This is a genomic window from Streptomyces alfalfae (assembly GCF_004127445.1).
In the GTDB taxonomy this organism is placed as follows: Bacteria; Actinomycetota; Actinomycetes; order Streptomycetales; family Streptomycetaceae; genus Streptomyces; species Streptomyces alfalfae.
Map to the genome: position 1 here is coordinate 100,598 of NZ_QEXM01000001.1, position 20,615 is coordinate 121,212.

Annotated in this window: 10 protein-coding genes; 9 read left to right on the forward strand and 1 reads right to left on the reverse strand. The window is 74.0% G+C overall.

All coding sequences use genetic code 11. From position 1 onward, the window contains the following. Positions 1-56 precede the first annotated feature (56 nt). The 6 genes from DCW30_RS00450 to DCW30_RS00480 all read left to right on the forward strand — a co-directional run bounded on the left by DCW30_RS00450 (position 57) and on the right by DCW30_RS00480 (position 10,992). Positions 57-1,010, forward strand: a complete 954-nt coding sequence (locus DCW30_RS00450; protein WP_062771229.1) for a LysR family transcriptional regulator — start codon at positions 57-59, stop codon at positions 1,008-1,010. A 133-nt stretch (positions 1,011-1,143) separates the two neighbouring features. Next, on the forward strand, positions 1,144-2,520 hold the full coding sequence (locus DCW30_RS00455; RefSeq protein WP_103557415.1) for a carbohydrate-binding protein: 1,377 nt from the start codon (positions 1,144-1,146) through the stop codon (positions 2,518-2,520). A 235-nt stretch (positions 2,521-2,755) separates the two neighbouring features. Continuing rightward, the gene (locus DCW30_RS00465) at positions 2,756-4,564 is read left to right on the forward strand and encodes an ABC transporter ATP-binding protein (RefSeq protein ID WP_076684385.1); all 1,809 of its coding nucleotides are present in this window, start codon (positions 2,756-2,758) and stop codon (positions 4,562-4,564) included. After that, a complete protein-coding gene (locus DCW30_RS00470; RefSeq protein ID WP_076684386.1) occupies positions 4,561-6,438 on the forward strand; it encodes an ABC transporter ATP-binding protein in 1,878 nt (625 codons plus the stop codon). Before DCW30_RS00465 ends, DCW30_RS00470 begins: the two co-directional genes overlap by 4 nt. A 489-nt stretch (positions 6,439-6,927) precedes the next feature. Then, positions 6,928-9,006: a M4 family metallopeptidase gene (locus DCW30_RS00475; RefSeq protein ID WP_103557416.1), complete on the forward strand. Its 2,079-nt coding sequence runs from the start codon at positions 6,928-6,930 to the stop codon at positions 9,004-9,006. A gap of 357 nt (positions 9,007-9,363) precedes the next feature. Further along, entirely contained in the window at positions 9,364-10,992 is a 1,629-nt protein-coding gene (locus DCW30_RS00480; protein ID WP_076684388.1) for a M4 family metallopeptidase, read from the forward strand. An 81-nt stretch (positions 10,993-11,073) separates the two neighbouring features. Here DCW30_RS00480 and glgP read toward each other — a convergent pair whose 3' ends face one another. Beyond that, entirely contained in the window at positions 11,074-13,722 is a 2,649-nt protein-coding gene (gene glgP / locus DCW30_RS00485) for an alpha-glucan family phosphorylase (RefSeq protein ID WP_076684389.1), read from the reverse strand. Positions 13,723-13,973: 251 nt separating this feature from the next. On the opposite strand from glgP, the gene DCW30_RS00490 reads away from it, so the two are divergent. The 3 genes from DCW30_RS00490 to DCW30_RS00500 form a co-directional block, all read left to right on the forward strand. Beyond that, positions 13,974-16,532 (forward strand): protein kinase domain-containing protein, encoded by a 2,559-nt coding sequence (locus tag DCW30_RS00490; RefSeq protein ID WP_162933563.1) that lies wholly within the window; start codon positions 13,974-13,976, stop codon positions 16,530-16,532. Between the two features lie 71 nt (positions 16,533-16,603). Then, positions 16,604-18,931 (forward strand): protein kinase domain-containing protein, encoded by a 2,328-nt coding sequence (locus DCW30_RS00495; RefSeq protein WP_076684391.1) that lies wholly within the window; start codon positions 16,604-16,606, stop codon positions 18,929-18,931. 497 nt (positions 18,932-19,428) lie between these two features. Further along, a partial coding sequence (locus DCW30_RS00500) for a maltotransferase domain-containing protein (RefSeq protein WP_129299872.1) occupies positions 19,429-20,615 on the forward strand: 1,187 nt, incomplete at its 3' end.

Consider the following 20,615-nt stretch of genomic DNA (forward strand, 5'->3'; position numbering starts at 1 on the left):
CGATTGGTCCAGACCGGAGTATTGCCGACCCTCCTGCCGGGGGCCAAGCTCGGGCCATGGACGTGGAGTTGCGGCACCTGAAGACGATCCGGGCGATCGCCGACGCGGGCAGCCTCACCAAGGCCGCCACCGCGCTCGGGCTCGCGCAGCCCGCGCTGAGCGCGCAGCTCAAGCGCATCGAGCGGGCGCTGGGCGGTGAGCTGTTCGAGCGGGGGCGGCACGGGGTGCGGGCCACCGCGCTCGGGGAGTTCGTGCTGGCGCGGGCCCGCGTCGTGCTGCCTGCGGTGAGCGGGCTGCGGGAGGAGGCCCGGCGATACGCCCAGGCGTGGCAGGGCGGCGCCGGGTTCCGGCTCGGCGGCACCCACGGGCCGCTGCTCGGCGCCCTCGTCGACCGGCTCGCCGCCGCGCACCCGGGGGCGCGGGTGACCACGCACACCTCCTGGTCGGAGCGGGACATCGCGGCCCGCACGGCGGCGGGCGCGCTGGACTTCGCGCTGGTCGGCTCGTGCGGGGCGAGTCCGCCGCCGGAGAGCGAGCCGCTGGTCTGGCGCGAGGTGGCCCGCGATCCGGTGTTCGTCATGCTGCCGACCGGCCATCCGCTCGCCGACCACCAGGAGATCGACCTCGGCCGGCTCGCCGGCGAGGCGTGGACCGACGTGCCGGGCGACGGCTGCTTCGCGGACTGCTTCTCCGCCGCGTGCGTCCGCGCCGGGTTCACGCCCACGCGCGTGTACGAGACGGATGTCGCGTCCTGCGTCCATCTGGTGCAGGTGGGGCGGGCGGTGGGGCTGTGCCGGGCGACGTTCCCGCCGACGCCGGGCCTGGTGACCCGGCCCCTCGCCGGGACCCCGCTGTACTGGCGGCATCTGCTCGGCTGGCATCCGGCGGCCCCCGCCCACGACACGGCCGCCGCGGTCTTCGCGCAGGCCCGCGCCGCCCACGCCGAGGCCGCGGCCCGCAGCGAGAGCTACACGGCGTGGCTGGCGGCGCCCTCGCCGCACCTGCCGTGAGCGGGTCCGGCGGTCGCGGAGGCGTTCCATAACGCCGGGGACGGGGGTCGGCTGACGGCTACTGGCGGGCTGTTGAGGCTTCTACGGTGTGGGCGATTCCCCACCAGCTCCGCGTACACCGAGGAGACCTCGTATGCCTCGTATGCTCCCCGCCCCCTCCAGACGTGCCACGGCGGTCTGTGCCGCCCTCGCCGCGGCGGGCGCGCTCGTCCTCGCCGGGGCGCCCGGCAGCGCGTCCGCCCGGACCGACCCCGCCGCGGCCCCTTCCCCGGCCGTGAGCGCCGCCGTCGGCGAGACCTCTCCCCAGGTCATCGCCGCCATGCGGCGCGACCTCGGCCTCACGTCGGCGCAGGCCGAGGCCCGGCTCGTGAACGAGGCCGAGGCCGGCGCCGACGCGGGAGCGCTGCGCGACGCGCTCGGCCGTGACTTCGCGGGCGCCTGGGTGCGGGGCGCCACCTCGGGCACGCTCACCGTGGCCACCACGGACTCCGCCGACGTCCCCCTCATCGAGTCGAAGGGCGCCCGCGCCCGGGTGGTGCCGCACTCCCTCGCCGCGCTCGACGCCGCGAAGTCCCGCCTCGACCGTGCGGCGAAGCGGACGGCCACCCGCGACGCCCCGGTCTGGTACGTCGACGTGCGCTCCAACGCCGTCGTCATCCGGGCCGTCACGTCCTCGGCCGCCACGTCCCTCACCTCGGCGGCGGGCGTGGACCCCTCCCTCGTACGCGTCGAGCGGACCAAGGACCGCCCGAAGCCGCTGTACGACCTGGTGGGCGGCGAGGCGTACTACATGGGCGGGCGCTGCTCCATCGGCTTCTCCGTCACCAAGGGCACCCAGCAGGGCTTCGCGACGGCGGGCCACTGCGGGCGCGCGGGCACCGCGACCAGCGGCTACAACCAGGTGGCCCAGGGCACGTTCCAGGCCTCGATCTTCCCCGGCAGGGACATGGCCTGGGTCGCCACCAACTCCCAGTGGACCGCCACCCCGTACGTGAAGGGCCAGGGCGGACAGCGGATCGGTGTCGGGGGCTCCACACAGTCCCCGGTGGGTGCGTCGATCTGCCGCTCGGGCTCCACTACGGGGTGGCACTGCGGCACCATCTCGCAGCACAACACCAGCGTCACGTACCCGGAGGGGACCATCAGCGGGGTCACGCGGACCACGGTCTGCGCGGAGCCCGGTGACTCCGGCGGCTCCTACATCTCCGGGAGCCAGGCGCAGGGCGTCACCTCGGGCGGCTCGGGCGACTGCCGCAGCGGCGGCGAGACCTTCCACCAGCCGATCCTGCCGCTGCTCTCGCAGTTCGGCCTGACGCTGAAGACCACGGGCGGCGGCGAGGACCCCGGCCCCGGTGAGCCGGAGCCGGGCGGCACCTGGGCCGCGGGCAAGGTCTACGCCCCCGGTGACACCGTCACCTACGGCGGGTCGACGTACCGCTGCCTCCAGGGCCACCAGGCCCAGCCGGGCTGGGAGCCGCCGAACACTCCCGCCCTGTGGCAGCAGGCGTAGGACGCGACCGGTTCGGCCTGCCCCCGGCGGCGAGCGCGAGCACCCCTGTCTCCCGGGTGCTCAGCGGCTCGTCGCCGGGGGCACGCGCGCGTGGGGCGGGCCGGGACGCCACGGCGGACGTGAGGACGGGGCCGGCCCGTCGTGGCCCCGGGGCCGGCCCTAGGACCAGCGGAGTAGCTCCGACGGGCCAAAACTCGGTGGGCTGTGTCAGCGGCCGTCCGTAGGCTCCTTCCTGATGCCGAATTCAGATGCCTCCGCCAAGGATCGGTCCACCATCCGGACGCTGCTGCGGCTCTGGCCGTATGTGCGCCCGGTCCGAACACGCTTGGGCGCCGCCGCCGTTGTCGCGATCATCGCTTCCTGCACGGGGCTCGTCTTCCCCCTCGTGCTGAAGTGGATGGTGGACGGCCCGGTGGCCGACAGGGACGTGGCGGGTGTGTGGTTCGGGGCGCTGCTGCTGCTTCTGCTCGGCGTGGCGGAGGCGCTGCTGTTCGGGCTGCGGCGGTGGCTCGTGGCCCGGCCGCTGGCGAGCGTGGAGGCGTCGATGCGGGCGGATCTCTTCCGCCATCTCCAGCGGCTGCCGGTGGCCTTCCACGACCGGTGGGCGTCCGGTCAGCTCCTCTCGCGCGGCACCACCGACCTGATGCTGCTGCGGATGTTCCTCGCCTTCCCGATGACGTTCCTGCTGGTCAACAGCGTGACGATCGTGGTCGGCGTGATCATCCTGCTCGGCCAGGACTTCACGCTCGGCCTGGTCCTGCTCGCCCCCGTGGTGCCGATGGTGATCGCGTGCGCGTACTACGAGGGGCGGTACGCGACCGCGGCGCGGCGGGCGCAGGACCAGGTCGGCGATCTGACGACGGTCGTCGAGGAGAGCGTGCTCGGCATCCGCATCATCAAGGGCTTCGGCCGCCACCGCAGCCAGGCGCGGGCGTTCCGCGAGCTCTCGCACACCCTGCGCGGCACGGAACTGGCCAAGGCCCGCATCCTGGCGGCGATCTGGGCGGTGATCGTGACGCTGCCCGAGACCGCCATCGGGGCCGCGCTCGTGCTCGGCACGGTGCGGGTGGCCGACGGGGGCCTGTCCGCGGGCACGCTGGTCGCCTTCCTGTCGACGGCGCTCGCGCTGCGCTGGCCCGTGGAGTCCATCGGCTTCCTGCTCGCGATGACCCAGGAGTCGGCGACGGCCACCGAGCGGTACTTCGAGGTGATGGACGCCGAGCCGGAGGACGGCGCGGTCGCCGCCGCCACCGCCGGGGGCCCGGCCGACAGCGGGGCCGAGGACGGGCTGCGCTTCCACGGCGTGGAGTTCAGGTATCCCGACGCACCGCCCGGCGCGCCCCCTGTCCTCGACCGGATCGACCTGCACATCCGCCCCGGCGAGACCATGGCCCTGGTCGGCGCCACCGGCAGCGGCAAGACCACGCTGACCGCCCTGGTGCCGCGCCTGCACGAGGTGACCGGCGGGCGCATCACCCTGGACGGCGAGGACATCGCCGCGATGGACCGCGACCGGCTGCGCACCCTGGTGGCCGTCGCCTTCGAGGAGCCCACGCTGTTCTCCGCGTCGGTCGGTGAGAACGTGCTGATGGGCGCCGTGGACAGCGCGGGCGACGCCGACCTCGCCCGCGCCCTCGACGTCGCCCAGGCCGGTTTCGCGCACGCCCTGCCGCAGGGCACCGGCACGCAGGTCGGGGAGCAGGGCCTGAGCCTGTCCGGCGGGCAGCGCCAGCGCCTCGCCCTGGCCCGCGCGGTGGTGGGCCGCCCCCGCTTCCTGGTCCTCGACGACCCGCTCTCCGCGCTCGATGTCCACACGGAGGCCCTGGTGGAGGCCGCGCTGCGGCGGGTCCTCGCGGACACGACCGCGCTGATCGTCGCCCACCGGCCCTCCACCGTGCAGCTCGCCGACCGCGTCGCGCTGCTGTCCGGCGGCCGCGTCACCGCCGTCGGCACCCATCAGGAACTGCTGCGGGACAACGCGGAGTACGCCTGGCTGATGTCCGGCGCCGACATGCCCCACGCCGCCGAGGAGGCTGCCCGATGACCTCGTCGACCTCCGTACGGGAGAAGCCCCTCGACCCGGAGGAACCCGGGCTCCCCGAGGAACCGGCCGCCCACGAGGACCCCTTCGACAAGGACGACCTGCCGACGCCCCCGGGCGCCACCCCGGCGCTCCTGCGCTCCCTGCTCTCGCCGCTGCGCGGACGCGTCGTCCTCGCCGCCGTCCTGCTCCTCCTCCAGCAGGCCGCCGTGCAGGCCGGGCCGCTCCTCGTCGCGTACGCCATCGACAGCGGCGTGCCCGCCGTGCGCGCGGACGACCACGGCCCGCTGATCGCGGTCGCCGTCGGCTATCTGCTGTGCGCCGCGTCGTCGGGCGCCCTCCAGTACGCCTTCATCGTCGCCTCCGCCCGCGTCAGCCAGGACGTCCTGCTCGATCTGCGCGGACGCATCTTCCGGCACGCGCAGGCGCTGAGCGTCGACTTCCACGAGCGGTACACCTCGGGGCGGCTGATCTCGCGGTCCACCACCGACGTGGAGTCCCTGCGCGAACTGCTCGACGAGGGCCTCCAGGAGCTCATCACCGTCCTGCTCTCCTTCGTCTACATCTCGGCGATGCTGCTCTGGCTCGACCTGGGGCTCGGCGCGGTGGCGGTGGCGTCGTTCGTGCCGCTCTACCTCCTCGTACGCCTCTACCAGCGGCGCGCGGGGGCCCTGTTCCGCGAGCGCTCGACCGCGATCGCCGCCGTCATCGTGAAGTTCGCCGAGACCATGAACGGCATCCGCCCGGTGCGGGCCTTCCGCAGGGAGCGGGCCAACGACGCGCGGTTCGCCGAGCTCAACCAGCGGCACGAGCGGACCAACGGCGACGCCATGCTGGAGATGGCGCGCTACGTGGTGGGCTCCCGGCTCGTCGCGAACATCGCCGTCGCCGGGATCGTCCTGTGGGGCGCGCAGCGCGTCGCGGACGGCGGGCTCGCCCTGGGGGTGCTCGCCGCCGCCGTGCTCTACCTGCGGCGTCTGTACGACCCGATCGACCGGCTCGGCATGTTCCTCAACTCCTACCAGTCCGCGGCGGCCTCCCTGGAGAAGATCGCGGGGCTCCTCGCCCAGGTCCCGGCCGTGCCCGAGCCCGACCCCTCGGCCGCGCGTGCGCTGCCCGCCCCGGAGTCCGAGCATCCCGGCCGCGAGGTCCGCTTCGACGGTGTGCGGTTCGCCTACCGCACCGGCGGCGAGGTCCTGCCCCGCTTCGACCTGACGCTGCCCGCCGGGCAGACCGTCGCCGTGGTCGGCTCCACCGGCGCCGGCAAGTCCACGCTGGCGAAGCTGCTGGCCCGCTTCTACGACCCGACGGAGGGCCGTGTCCTGCTCGACGGCGTCGACCTGCGGGAGCTGGCGGGCGCCGAGCTGCGGCGCGGGGTGGTCATGGTGACGCAGGAGGCGTTCCTGTTCTCCGGCACCGTCGCCGAGAACATCGCGATCGGCCGCCCCGACGCCACCCGCGAGGACGTCGAGCGCGCCGCGAAGGCCATCGGCGCCCATGACTTCATCGCGTCCCTGCCCGACGGGTACGACACCGACGTACGCAAGAGGGGCGGCCGGATCTCCGCGGGTCAGCGCCAGTTGGTGGCGTTCGCGCGTGCCCTGCTCGCCGATCCGGCCGTGCTGATCCTCGACGAGGCGACCAGCTCCCTGGACATCCCCGGCGAGCGGGCCGTGCAGCGCGCGATGCACACGGTGCTGCGGGGCCGCACGGCCGTGGTGATCGCCCACCGGCTCTCCACGGTGGAGATCGCCGACCGGGTGCTCGTGATGGAGCACGGGCGGATCGTGGAGGACGGCAGCCCCGGCGACCTCATCGCGGGCGACGGCTCCTTCGCGAGCCTGCACCGTGCGTGGCGGGACAGCGTGGTGAGCTGAGGGCCGCGGGCCCGCCGTCCGCGCCCGGGACGGCGGGCCCGGCCGGCGGTCCCGAACCACGTCTCTTCGGCCGCACCGGCGAAATACAGCCACGCCGCACACACGCGTGCGGACGGCGGACCCGCGCGCGAGCCGTCCGACGCGCGCTCAACTCCGGTCGCGGGAGCGGCTCACCGCCCCGCTCCGCATACCGAACGTGCTCCACCGGCCAACGGACTGATTCCGGCCAACTCTTGATGCGCTCCTGACAGAACTGCGGCTCTGGTGCCACTCTTCCCCTCGACCGCCGCACGGCATTCAACAACGCGACGGTTTCTCTTCACGCACCACACACGCGATTCACCCGCAGCACACGTGCGTCACCCCTGAGCGACACCCGCAACACCCCTGCACCGCCCAGTTCTGCGTACCGCCTTGCTCTGCCCGGACGGCGACCCAGCCGCCCGGTAGCTCTGGCCGCGCATCCCCGCGGCCGCGCAGAAGGAGTCCGTGTTGAGAAACACCTCCCACAGACCCGCCTCCCACAGCAGCCGTTCGGTCCGCACCCGTGCGACCGCCGTCGGCGCCCTCTCCGCAGTCGCCGCCCTCCTCGCCGTGGCCGTCCAGGCGGGCCCCGCCTCGGCCGACGGCCCGGCGGCCAAGGCCGCCCCGGCGGTGGCCCAGAAGCTCGGCAAGGTCGACCCCGGCTCGCTGGCCGCCAAGCTCTCCCCCGCCCAGCGTGCCGAGCTGATCCGCGACGCCAACGCCACCAAGGCGGAGACCGCCGAGGACCTGAAGCTCGGGGCCAAGGAGAAGCTGGTCGTCCGCGACGTCACCAAGGACCGCGACGGCACCGTCCACACCCGTTATGAGCGCACCTACGACGGCCTGCCCGTCCTCGGCGGCGACATGGTGGTGCAGACCACGAAGTCCGGCAGGACCGAGGGCGTCACCAAGGCCGCGAAGGCGCAGCTCAAGGGCGTCGACACGAGCGCCGACATCAAGGCGTCGGCGGCCGAGAAGCAGGCGCTGGGCGCCGCGAAGGCCGAGGGCTCCAAGAAGACGGATGCGGACCGCGCGCCGCGCAAGGTCGTCTGGATGGCCGAGGGCAAGCCGGTCCTCGCGTACGAGACCGTGGTCGGCGGGCTCCAGCACGACGGCACGCCGAACGAGCTGCACGTCATCACGGACGCCGCCACCGGCAAGAAGCTCTTCCAGTGGCAGGGCATCGAGAACGGCACCGGCAACACGCAGTACAGCGGGACGGTCACCCTGGGCTCGTCGCAGTCCGGGTCGAACTACACCCTCACCGACGCCGGCCGCGGCAACCACAAGACGTACAACCTGAACCGGGGCACGTCCGGCACCGGCACCCTCTTCAGCGGGCCCGACGACGTGTGGGGCAACGGCCAGCCCTCCAACCTGGAGACCGCCGGCGCCGACGCCGCCTACGGCGCCCAGCTCACCTGGGACTACTACAAGAACGTGCACGGCCGCTCCGGTATCCGCGGGGACGGCGTCGGCGCGTACTCCCGGGTCCACTACGGCAACAACTACGTCAACGCCTTCTGGTCCGACGCCTGCTTCTGCATGACGTACGGCGACGGCTCGGGCAACTCCAAGCCGCTGACGTCCATCGACGTGGCCGCCCACGAGATGACGCACGGCGTGACGGCCGCGACCGGCAACATGACCTACAGCGGTGAGTCCGGCGGCCTGAACGAGGCCACCTCCGACATCTTCGCCGCCGCGGTCGAGTTCAACGCCAACAACCCGCAGGACAAGGGCGACTACCTCGTCGGCGAGAAGATCGACATCAACGGCGACGGCACCCCGCTGCGCTACATGGACAAGCCCTCCAAGGACGGCTCGTCCAAGGACTCCTGGTACTCCGGGATCGGCAACGTCGACGTGCACTACTCCTCGGGCGTCGCCAACCACTTCTACTACCTGCTGAGCGAGGGCAGCGGCGCGAAGGAGATCGACGGCGTCCAGTACGACTCGCCGACCTCCGACGGCCTGCCGGTGACCGGCATCGGCAGGGACAAGGCGTCGCTGATCTGGTTCAAGGCGCTGACCACGAAGTTCACCACCACGACCAACTACGCGGCGGCCCGCACCGGGACGCTCGCCGTGGCCGGTGAGCTGTACGGCGCCACCAGCGCCGAGTACAAGGCGGTCGCCCACGCCTGGGCCGCCGTGAACGTCGGCTCCCGGCCCGGCGGCGAGGAGCCCGGCGGCAAGACCTTCGAGAACACCGCGGACGTCAACATTCCGGACGCCGGCGCCGCGGTCACCTCGTCGGTCGACGTCACGGGCGTCACCGGCAACGCGCCGAGCGCGCTGAAGGTCGGCGTCGACATCGTGCACACCTGGCGCGGTGACCTCCAGGTCGACCTGGTGGCCCCCGACGGCACGAACTACCGGCTGAAGTCCACCAGCAGCTCGGACTCCGCCGACAACGTCAAGGAGACCTACACGGTCAACGCCTCGTCCGAGGTCGCCAACGGCTCCTGGAAGCTGAAGGTCCAGGACAAGGCGCGGCAGGACACGGGATACATCAACAGCTTCAAGCTCACCTTCCCGTAGGCCGCGCCGGCACAGGAACACCGGCACCTGAGCACCACCGTGCGAGGAACGCCGTGTGAGAGAACACGGGTGAGCACCACCGCGTGAAGACACGCCGCCGCCCCGGGTGAACAACTCCCCGGGGCGGCGCGCGCGTTCGTGGACCGTGCCGTTTACACGCTGTTCGCAATACGTATGTCGACCATCGCCCAACGGACGATTTCCGGCCAACATCACGTCGGGTAATGACATGTACCTGGCCCGAATGAAACTCTTCCCGGGCACCACACGCGTCACCACACGCACCCACATCGCACCGCGTCTTTCCTGCCCGGGCAGTCCCCAACGCGTCCCGGGCCCCCCACAGAAGGAGCCTGCGTGACCCCCCACATATCCCGTAAGCGTTCGACCCTGGCCATCGCCACCGCTGTCGCCGCGGGAGCGCTGCTCACCGCCGGGCTGACCACCGGCGCCTCCGCGGAACCCGCCGACGCCACGCCGTCCGGCGCGCCCGTCAGCCTCTCGGCCTCGTCGCGTGCCGGCCTCCTGAAGGACGCGAGCGCCGCCACGGCGGCCACCGCCGACAAGATCGGCCTCGGCGCCAAGGAGAAACTGGTCGTCCGTGACGTCGTCAAGGACGGCGACGGCACCACCCACACCCGCTACGAGCGCACCTACGACGGCCTGCCCGTCCTCGGCGGCGACCTCGTCGTGCACACCGCGAAGAGCGGCAAGGTGAAGGGCGTCACCAAGGCGACCGAGGCCACCGTGAAGGTCGCCACCACCGAGGCCGGGCTCGGCAAGGCGTCGGTCGTGAGGTCCGCCGAATCGGCCGCCGCGAAGGCGAAGACGGCCGAGGCCGACGCCGAAGCCCCGCGCAAGGTCGTCTGGGCCGCCGAGGGCAAGCCGGTCCTGGCCCACGAGACCGTGGTCACCGGCGTGCAGAAGGACGGCACGCCCAGCCGCCTGCACGTCATCACCGACGCGGCGACCGGCAAGAAGCTGTACCAGTACCAGGCCATCAAGAACGGCAACGGCAACAGCCAGTACAGCGGCAAGGTCGAGGTCGGCTCCAAGAAGGGCGCCAGCGGCTTCGAGCTGACCGACGACGAGCGCGGCGGCCACAGCACCTTCGACCTGAACCACGCCCAGGGCGGCGAGGGCAAGCTCGTCACGGACGACGACGACACCTGGGGCACCGGAAAGCCGGACGACGCGCAGACCGCCGCCGTCGACGCCGCCTACGGCGCGCAGCTCACCTGGGACTACTACAAGTCCGTGCACGGCCGCAGCGGCATCAACGGCGACGGCAAGGGCGCGACCTCGCGCGTCCACTACGGCGCCAACTACGTCAACGCCTTCTGGGACGACAGCTGCTTCTGCATGACGTACGGCGACGGCGAGGGCGACAAGAAGCCCCTGACCACGCTGGACGTCGCGGCCCACGAGATGACGCACGGCGTCACCTCGGCGACCGGCAACATGGAGTACAGCGGCGAGTCCGGCGGCCTGAACGAGGCCACCTCCGACATCTTCGCCGCCGCCGTCGAGTTCCGGGCGGACAACGCCGAGGACGTCGGCGACTACCTCATCGGCGAGAAGGTCGACATCAACGGCGACGGCACCCCGCTGCGCCACATGGACAAGCCCTCCAAGGACGGCTCGTCCCTGGACAGCTGGAGCGAGGACGCCGGCAACGTCGACGTCCACTACTCCTCGGGCATCGCCAACCACTTCTTCTACCTGCTGTCCGAGGGCAGCGGGGCGAAGGAGATCAACGGTGTCGCGTACGACTCGCCGACCGCCGACGGCTCCAAGGTCGAGGGCATCGGCCGCGACAAGGCCGAGAAGATCTGGTTCAAGGCCCTGACGACGTACTTCACGTCGACGACGGACTACAAGGCGGCCCGTGAGGGCTCCCTGAACGCCGCGAAGGACCTCTACGGCGCGGACTCCGCGGAATACAAGGGCGTGGACGCGGCCTGGGCCGCGGTCAACGTCAAGTAGCGGCGCCGCACGGCTCCCGGTTCCCCGCACCCCGGCCAGGGGTGCGGGGAACCGCACGTCCGGCCCCCGCCCGCGTCCGGCTCACCGCAGCAGGACCCCCGCCCCCTCCCCGGCTCCCTCGGAGGGCACCGCCACGAGCCCCAGCTCGGCCCCGCTGGCCAGCAGCCGGTGCGCGGGCAGAATCCGCACGGTGTACCCGAAGGGCCCCGTCCGGTCCAGCGCCAGGGGGCCCTCGTAGACCCGGCGGCCCTCGACGTCGGGGCCGCTCGTGGGCTTGAGCGGCACCGCCGAGGCGTCGGCGATGCGGTCCTCGGGGTCGACGCGCCCCGCGATGGCCTGCACCTCCACGTCGTCCGGTGTCAGCTCCCCGAGGTGGACCCGCACCCGCAGCGTCAGCGTGGACCCCAGCTCGGCCGTGGCCCCGGTCGCCGAGGCCTCCACGTGGTCGACGGCCACCCGCGGCCACGCGGCACGGACCCGGCCCTTCCAGACGGCGAGCTCCGCCGCGGACGTGACGTCGAGCGCGCGGTGCGCCCGCGCGGCGGGGACGTACAGCTGCTCCACGTACTCGCGGACCATGCGCCCCGCGAGGACCTTGGGGCCGAGCCGCGTCAGCGTCCTGCGGACCATCTCGATCCAGCGGTCGGGCAGACCGCCGGGGCCCTGCTCGTAGAAGCGGGGGGCGATGCGCCGCTCCAGGAGGTCGTAGAGCGCGGCGGCCTCCAGGTCGTCGCGGCGGTCGTCGTCGATGGCGGCGCCGTCCGCGGTGGGGATGGCCCAGCCGAAGTCGGGCTCGAACCACTCGTCCCACCAGCCGTCGAGGACGGAGAGGTTCAGGCAGCCGTTGAGCGCCGCCTTCATGCCGGAGGTCCCGCAGGCCTCCAGCGGGCGCAGCGGATTGTTCAGCCACACGTCGCAGCCGGGGTAGAGCTTCTGCGCCATGGCCATGCCGTAGTCGGGCAGGAAGACGATGCGGTGGCGCACCCGCGGGTCGTCCGTGAACCGCACCAGCTCCTGGATGAGCCGCTTGCCGCCGTCGTCGGCGGGGTGGGCCTTGCCCGCGACGACGATCTGCACGGGCCGCTCGGAGTGGCGCAGCAGCCTCATCAGGCGGTCGCGGTCGCGCAGCATGAGCGTCAGCCTCTTGTACGAGGGGACGCGGCGCGCGAAGCCGATGGTGAGGACGTCGGGGTCGAGCACCTCGTCGATCCAGCCCAGCTCGGCGCCGGCCGCGCCGCGCTGGCGCCAGGAGTCGTAGAGGCGGCGCCTGACCTCGTCCACGAGCTGTCCCCGCAGGGTGCGGCGCAGCTCCCAGATGTCGGAGTCCGCGATGTCGGCGACCGCGTCCCAGCGGTCGGAGCCGCCCACCGACAGGGCGTCCTCGGTGCGCCGCTCGCCGATCTGCCGGGCGCCGAGCCGGAAGACCTCGGGGGCGACCCAGGTCGGGGCGTGCACGCCGTTGGTGACGGAGGCGATCGGGATCTCCTCGGCGTCGAAGCCCGGCCAGAGCCCGGCGAACATGCCCCGGCTGACCGAGCCGTGCAGGGTGCTCACGCCGTTGGCCCGGCTGCCGAGGCGCAGCCCCATCACGGCCATGTTGAAGAGGTTGGGCTCGCCGCCCGGGTAGGTCTCCATGCCGAGCCCCAGCAGGGCGCCCACGTCGATGCCGGGCAGTTCGGCGCCGGGCCCGAAGTGGCGGGCGACCAGCTCGCGGTCGAAGCGGTCGATCCCGGCGGGCACGGGGGTGTGGGTGGTGAAGACGGTCCCCGCCCGCACCGCTTCGAGGGCCGCGTCGAAGTCCACGTCCGCGGCGATCATCTCGTGGATGCGTTCGAGCCCGAGGAAGCCGGCGTGCCCCTCGTTGGTGTGGAAGACCTCGGGCTCCGGGTGCCCGGTCAGCCGGCAGAAGCTCCGCACGGCCCGCACCCCGCCGATGCCGAGCAGCATCTCCTGGAGCAGCCGGTGCTCGCTGCCGCCGCCGTAGAGCCGGTCGGTGACGTCGCGCTCGCCGGCGTCGTTCTCCTCGACGTCGGAGTCGAGCAGGAGCAGCGGCACGCGCCCGACCTGCGCGTGCCAGACGTGGGCGAGCATCGCGCGCCCGCCGGGCAGGGCCAGCGCCACCTTGGCGGGGGCGCCGTCGGCCTCGCGGAGCAGGGAGACGGGCAGCTCGTTCGGGTCGAGCACGGGGTAGTGCTCCTGCTGCCAGGCCTCGCGGGACAGCGACTGGCGGAAGTAGCCGTGCCGGTAGAGCAGCCCCACCCCGATGAGCGGCACCCCGAGGTCGCTCGCGGCCTTGAGGTGGTCGCCGGCGAGGATGCCGAGGCCGCCGGAGTACTGCGGCAGGGCGGCCGTGATGCCGAACTCCGGCGAGAAGTACGCCACCGCGCGCGGCAGTTCGGTGCCCGTCCGCTCCGGGTCGTCGGGCGCGCGGCCGTGCTCCTGGTACCAGCGGTCCCCGGTGACGTACTCACGGAGGTCGTCGGCGGCCTCGTCGAGCCGCCGCAGGAAGTCCTCGTCCACGGCCAGCTCGGCGAGGCGCGCGGAGGGGACGCCGCCGAGCAGCCGCACGGGGTCGCAGCCGGACGCCCGCCAGCGCTCCGGGTCGACGGACTCGAAGAGCTCACGGGTGCGCGGATGCCAGGACCAGCGCAGATTGCGGGCCAGCTCGGCCAGCTTGCCGAGGGGTTCGGGAAGGACGGGACGTACGGTGAATCGTCGGATTGCCTTCACGGTCTCCACCTTCGCGGGGATTCGCCTGGATGCGGCACGTATGGACCTCCGCGAGTCGAAGGTAGCGGCGGTCGGCGGTCCCCCACCACGGCGCACGCACGGGGCGCGCGGCGTGTCCCGGACGGTGACGCGGCTCCGGAGGGCTTCCGTTCCCGCCTGTAATCTGCAAGCTCTTTACGTGGCACAGGAATTGACAGCGGCAACACCCGGGGGGCGTGCGGATGATCGGCCAGTTGCGTGAGGCTTCACCCATGCGGGTGGGTCCTTACGAGACCGTGGGGCGGCTCGGGGCCGGCGGCATGGGCGAGGTCTTCCTCGCCACACCGGACGCCGACTCCCCGGGGCACTACGAACCGGACGCCCTCGTCGCCGTCAAGGTCATCCGCCGCGACATCGCGGGCGATGCCGCCTTCCGTGCCCGGTTCCGGCGCGAGATATCCGTGGCGGCCTCGGTGCGCAGCCCGTACGTCGCGCGCCTCGTCGGTGGCGACGCCGAGGCCGCGGAGCCGTGGCTCGCCACCGAGTACGTGGCGGGGCCGAACCTCGCGGAGGCCGTGCGGGCGCACGGTCCGCTGCCCGCGGGGGCCGTCGCCGCGCTGGGCGCCGGGCTCGCCGAGGCCCTGGCCGCCGTGCACGGGGCGGGGGCGCTGCACCGTGACCTGAAGCCGGCGAACGTGCTGCTCGGCGCCGAGGGACCCAAGCTGATCGACTTCGGGGTGGCGCGCGCCCTCGGCGCGACCACGATGACCTCGACGGGCCTGCTCGTGGGCACCCCCGGCTTCATGTCCCCCGAGCACGTGGCGGGCGGCCGGCACGTGGTGGCCGCCTCGGACGTGTTCTGCCTGGCCTCGGTCCTCGCGTACGCCGCCTGCGGCAGCGACCCCTTCGGGGACGGCCCGGTGGCCGCCGTCCTGTACCGGGTGTCGCGCGCCGAGGCCCGCCTGGACGACGTGCCCGCGGAGCTGCGGGAGGTCCTCGCGGCCTGTCTGGCCCCGGAGCCCGGCGACCGCCCGGCCCCGGGGGAGGTCGCGGCCCGGCTCACCGCCCTGCGGGACGGGACGGCGTCCCCCGGCTGGCCCCCCGCCGTGGTCGCCGCCGTCGAGGAGGTCCGGCAGGACACCCTGCGCGTGTGCGCCGCGGGCCGGCCCCTGCTGCCGCTCCCCGAGCCGCCGCCCGCGGCCACGCCCACCCCGACGCGGACCCCCACGTGGGCGCCGCCCCCGTCCGGGGTGCACGGCCTGCCCACCATGAGCGCGGAGCCGCCGCCCGCCGCCCCGGCGTCGCGCCGCTCCCGGCGCCGCGCCCTCGCGGTGATCCTCGCGGTGGCCGTGGCGGGAGGCGGCGTCGGGGCGCTGCTCGCGCTGCGGGGCGCGGACGGGGGCGAGGGCGGCTCCGGCGGCTCAAGCGGCTCAGGGAGCTCGGCCGACTCCGGAGGCTCAGGCGGCTCCGGCGGCTCAGGCGTCGCGCGGAGGCCGCCCGGTGTCTCCGCGGCCGAACTCGCCGCCGCCGCCGGCGTCGACGCGACGGGCACGCGGGACAGGAGCGGCGCCGTCCCGCAGTACGCGGAGCAGCGCCCCAAGGGCTGGAAGCCGTGGCGCGGCAGGTTCCGCAACGCGCCGATGAACTGCGCGGCCGACCCGAAGGCCGTCGTCTGCCTCCTCACCGACGGCACCTACGAGGCGCTCAGCGCCTCCGACGGCCGCCGCCTGTGGATCTCCGACGGCCGCACGGACGCCGACCGCGACGCGCGCCAGGACGCGTTCGTCGGCCCGTCCGGCGCCATGTTCGTCCCGGGGGACACGGTCGAGCCGCAGGTCCGCGGCGGTACCACCGTCGTCGGGCACCGGGGCGGCGCGCAGGTGCGGGACTCCGCCTCCGGCACGGTGCGCTGGACGGCGAAGCCGTCGCGCGGGTACGTTATCACCGCCGCGCTGCTCACCGCGGACCGGCTCGTCGTCAGCGAGGAGGGCGCCACGGACGCGGCGACCGGGCGGACACCGGACGGCGCGCGCCTGCGGGCGTACACCCGCGGCGGCAGGCAGGTGTGGCAGGAGCAGCTCAGCGGCGACGCCCTCGCCATGGCCGAGAAGGGCCACTACAGGCCGGAGCTGGCGCACGACGGCCTCGTCTACGCCCAGTCGAAGAAGGGCGTCATCGCGCTCGACGCCGAGCGCGGCGGCCGGGTGGGCGGCGTCTACGACAAGGGGCAGTGCCTGTCCCTGAAGGCGGTCGGCGGCAAGATCCTCTGCGCCCAGCCGCTCGGCGACGCCAGCGACCTGTCCGACCCCACGGACGATCCGCAGACCCGGGTGGTCCGGCTCGACCCGCGCACGCTGGCCCCCGGGAAGGCGTTCGGCTTCGCCGCCCCGCCCATCGACGACGACGGCTTCGGGGGCAGCAACCTCGTCGTGAGCGCCGTCGGGAAGCGGGCCGCGCTCGCGTACGACATGACGGGCAAGCGGCTCGTGGTCGCCGACCCCGACAGCGGCGAGGTGGTGCGCGAGGAGCGCATCTCGATCAGCGAGTACAGCATCAGGCACCCGGCGCCCTCCGGACCGCTGCTCGTCGGCGGCCGGGCGCTGTACGCCGACAACTCCGCGCTGCTCTCCGTGCCGCTCACCGCGTCGGGCAAGGCCCGCAGGACCCCGGTGCCCGGCGCCCCCGGCGTCCGCGAGCCGAAGAAGTCTTCGGACGGCGGCCTCGTGGTCGCCGACACCCCGAAGCACCCGTGGCTGCTGCCGCTCGGCGGGGTCGCGACGGTCGTGTACGACCAGGGCACGGTGGTCTCGCTCGAACTCCCCTCCCCCTGAGCCACCGCCACCGTGCCTCTCCCCTGTCGCGGCGCCGCCGTGCCACCGCACCCCGAACTCCAGGAGGACCCTTGCTCGACCCCCTGTCCGGGCCGCCCCGCCATGTCGGCCCGTACCGGCTGCTCGCCGCCATCGGCGCGGGCGGCATGGGCGAGGTGTACCTGGCGCGCGGGCCCCGGCCCGGCGCGCCCCTGGTCGCGGTGAAGACCGTCCGCCCCGACCTCGACATCGACCACGACTTCCGCGTCCGCTTCCGCCGGGAGATCGCCGCGGCGCGCGCGGTCTCCGGGGCGGGCACGGCGGCGCTCCTCGACGGCGACGCGGACGCCCCGGTGCCGTGGCTGGCGACGGAGTACGTCGCGGGGCCCTCCCTGGCCGAGACGGTGCGCCGGTGCGGCCCCCTGCCGGCGGCCACCGTGCGCGCCCTCGGCGCCGCCCTCGCCCGCGCGCTGGCGGCCGTGCACGCGGCGCACGTGCTGCACCGCGACTTCAAGCCGGGCAACGTCCTCCTCACCCCCGAGGGGCCGAAACTGATCGACTTCGGCATCGCGCAGGCCTTCGACGCGACGGCCCTGACGGCGGCGGGCATGATCGTGGGCACCCCGGGCTTCATGGCGCCCGAGCAGATCGAGGGCAGTCACGCGGTGGTGCCCGCGTCCGACGTCTTCGCGCTCGGCGCGGTGCTCGGCTACGCGGTCTCGGGGCGCGGTCCGTTCGACGACCAGGAACTGGCCTCGGTCATCTTCCGCATCTCGCGCGGCGACGCGGACCTGTCGGCCGTGCCCGACGAGCTGCGCGAGGTGGTCGCCGCCTGCCTGAGCCCGGCGCCCGGCGACCGCCCCACCGCCGCCCGCCTCGCCGACCTGCTGCTGCCGGGGGGCGCGGCGGCCTCCGGCGTCCCCTGGCCCGCCCCGGTCCTCTCGCTCTTCGCCGAGCACCGCGAGGCGGTGGCGCGCTGCGAACGGGCGGTGGCCGCCGGCTCCTTCGCCGCCGCGCCCACCGCCACGGGCACGCCCGCGAGCACCCCCCGGCCCCCCGCGCCCCCGGCCGCGGCTCCCGCCGCCCCTCCGCCCGGCACGCCGGCCACCCGCCGCCGCTGGCCGTGGATCGTCGCGGCGGCGGTGGCCGCCACCGGGATCACGGTGGGGGCGGTGCTGCTGCCGGAGGGCGGCGGGACGGCCCGAGGCGGCGCCGCCGGCGGGGCGTCGAAGAGCCCCGGCGAAGCCGGGCCAAGGAGAGCCACCGGGATCGTCACGCAGTACGGCGACGCGGGCCGCACGGGCGAGTTCGGCGCCGGCACGAGCGCGTCCGACCGCCCCGCCGGGTGGCGGCCGTGGACCGTGCGGCGCCCCGGCGGCATGGACGACAGGGGCCACGGCTGCGTCCTCGCGAAGTCGCTCCTTGTCTGCCGCGACGGCAAGGGTTCGGCGGCGGCCCTGGACGCGGCCACCGGCGAGCGGCGCTGGACGTCCCCCGGCTTCCGCGTGGGCCCCGACGGCCTCCAGGGCGTCCAGGCCCTGCCGCCCGAGAGCGACGGCACCCGCGTCTACGTGCCGAGCGAACGCGGCGCCATCGCGGTCGACCTGGCGTCGGGCGCCGAACGCTGGCGCAAGCCGATGCCGCGGGGCACGGCGGTGATGGGGCTGACGTACGCCCAAGGGGTCGTCTACACCGCGGAGTTCGGCTTCGCCGACGAGGCCGCGGGGCCGAGCGACGCCCGGGTGCGCGCCCGCCGGGCCTCCGACGGCCGCGAGCTGTGGCGGTCGCCGAAGCTGCCCGGCAAGGTCGTGGACGCGACGCTGGTCAAGGACGGCCGGCTGTACGCCTCGCTGGAGGGCAGCGGACTGGTGGCGCTGTCCACCAAGGACGGCACCATCACGCGGAGGGCCCCCGGCCGGACCTGCCAGGGCGTCCAGGCGTACCGCTCCTCGCTCCTCTGCTGGGCCCACGGCGCCGCGGGCGTACGGGAACTCGACCCGGTCACCCTGCGGCAGCGCCGCACGCTGGCGCCCGGCGAACGGCCGGCGCTGCCGCCCGCGGTCGGCGACGCGGGCGTCCTGATCGTCACCACGGCCACCCCGGACGCGGACGCCCCCGTCACCCACCGCATGTCCGCCTACGACTGGCGCACCGGCAGACGCCTGTGGCGCTACGGCGCCCCGCAGGGCACGACGGCCGTGGGGCTCGCGGGCAAGCGGGTGCTGGCCGTCGGGACGTACGAGATGTGGGGCAGGAGCACGGAGGACGACGTCAACTCCTACCGCAGGAAGAACCTTCCACGGCCGAAGGGCGGCGACGCGTACGACACCGCGTCACTCCTCGGCGCTCCCCTGTACGTGGGCGGGGCCCTGTTCTCGGCCACGCAGGACGGCAGGATCCTCTCGGGGTACGCGCCCTGACGGACGGGGGGCGGGATTCCGCCATACCTTCGGCGGAACCCCCGCGGCCGGACTGAGGGGATCGGTTCGGCCGGGCCCGCGGCCCGCGCCGCCGCGGGCGCCCGGGACCGGCCCCGGGCGCCCCCGGATCACACCGTGCGCGGTGCCGCCGCGCGTACGCGGGCAGGGGCGCCGAGCTGCGGACCCGGCCGCCCCGCGGGCCCTCTCCGGGCCGTCGCGCGCCGCGGAGCATATGCAAATGGCCCGTACCAAAAGGTGCAGTTCTCGCCCCGTCAAACAGTGCATTTTCGGACCAGCCGCGCCATTCACGGCGAGGCCGGTCTTGCATGGGCCGTTACGCACTAGTAGTTAACAAAGCGCCGGATTGTTCACCCGAAGAGTGTGGGAAGGCTCCTCCGGTACGCACTCCGGCACACCCTCCGGCCCACACCGGCCGGCAGTACCGCGGTACCTCTCCCCAACCCCGTATCCGTGCACGCGGACAGGAGCGGTCAGACATGCCTTCAGGCTCAACCCCGCACCCCACCATTCCCGTATTGGACGTCCGGCCCGCCGTACACTGCGGCCGGAAACCGGCGAAGGCCGTCCCGGGAGAGACGTTCCAGGTGAGCGCGACGGTCTTCCGCGAAGGCCATGAAGCGGTCGCGGCCAACGTCGTCCTGCGCGACCCCCAGGGGCGGGTGGGGCCCTGGACGCCGATGCGTGAACTGGCCCCCGGCACCGACCGGTGGGGCGCGGACGTCACCGCCGGCGCCGGGGGCCGCTGGACGTACGCCGTGGAGGCGTGGGGCGACCCGATGACGACCTGGCGCCACCACGCGCGGATCAAGATACCGGCGGGCATCGACACCGACCTGGTCCTCGAAGAGGGCGCCCGCCTCCATGAACGCGCCGCCGACGGCGTCCCCGCCGCAGAACGGCCCGTCGTCCTCGCGGCGGCCGAGGCCCTGCGCGACACCGGACGCTCACCCGCCGCCCGCCTCGCCGCCGCCCTCACCCCCGAGGTGGACGCGGTCCTCACGCGTCACCCGTTGCGTGAACTCACCACGTCCTCACCGGAGTTCCCGCTGCTCGTGGAGCGGGGCCGGGCGCTGTTCGGGTCCTGGTACGAGTTCTTCCCGCGCTCGGAGGGAGCCGTGGTCCGCGAGGGGGCTCCGCCGGTCTCCGGGACGTTCCGCACGGCCGCCGAGCGGCTGCCCGCCATCGCGGGGATGGGCTTCGACGTGGTGTACCTGCCGCCGATCCACCCCATCGGCAGCACCCACCGCAAGGGCCCGAACAACTCCCTCTCCCCCGGCCCCCACGACGTCGGTGTGCCGTGGGCGATCGGCTCCCCGGCGGGCGGCCACGACGCCGTCCACCCCGACCTGGGCACGCTCGACGACTTCGACGCCTTCGTGCGCAGGGCCGAGGGCCTCGGCCTGGAGGTCGCCCTGGACTTCGCCCTCCAGTGCTCGCCGGACCACCCGTGGGTGGACAAGCATCCGGAGTGGTTCCGCCGCAGGGCGGACGGCTCCATCGCGTACGCCGAGAACCCGCCGAAGAAGTACCAGGACATCTACCCGATCGCCTTCGGCGAGGACATGCCGGGGCTGATCGCGGAGACCGAGCGGCTGCTGCGGTTCTGGATGGGGCACGGCGTGCGGATCTTCCGCGTCGACAACCCGCACACCAAGCCGGTGGT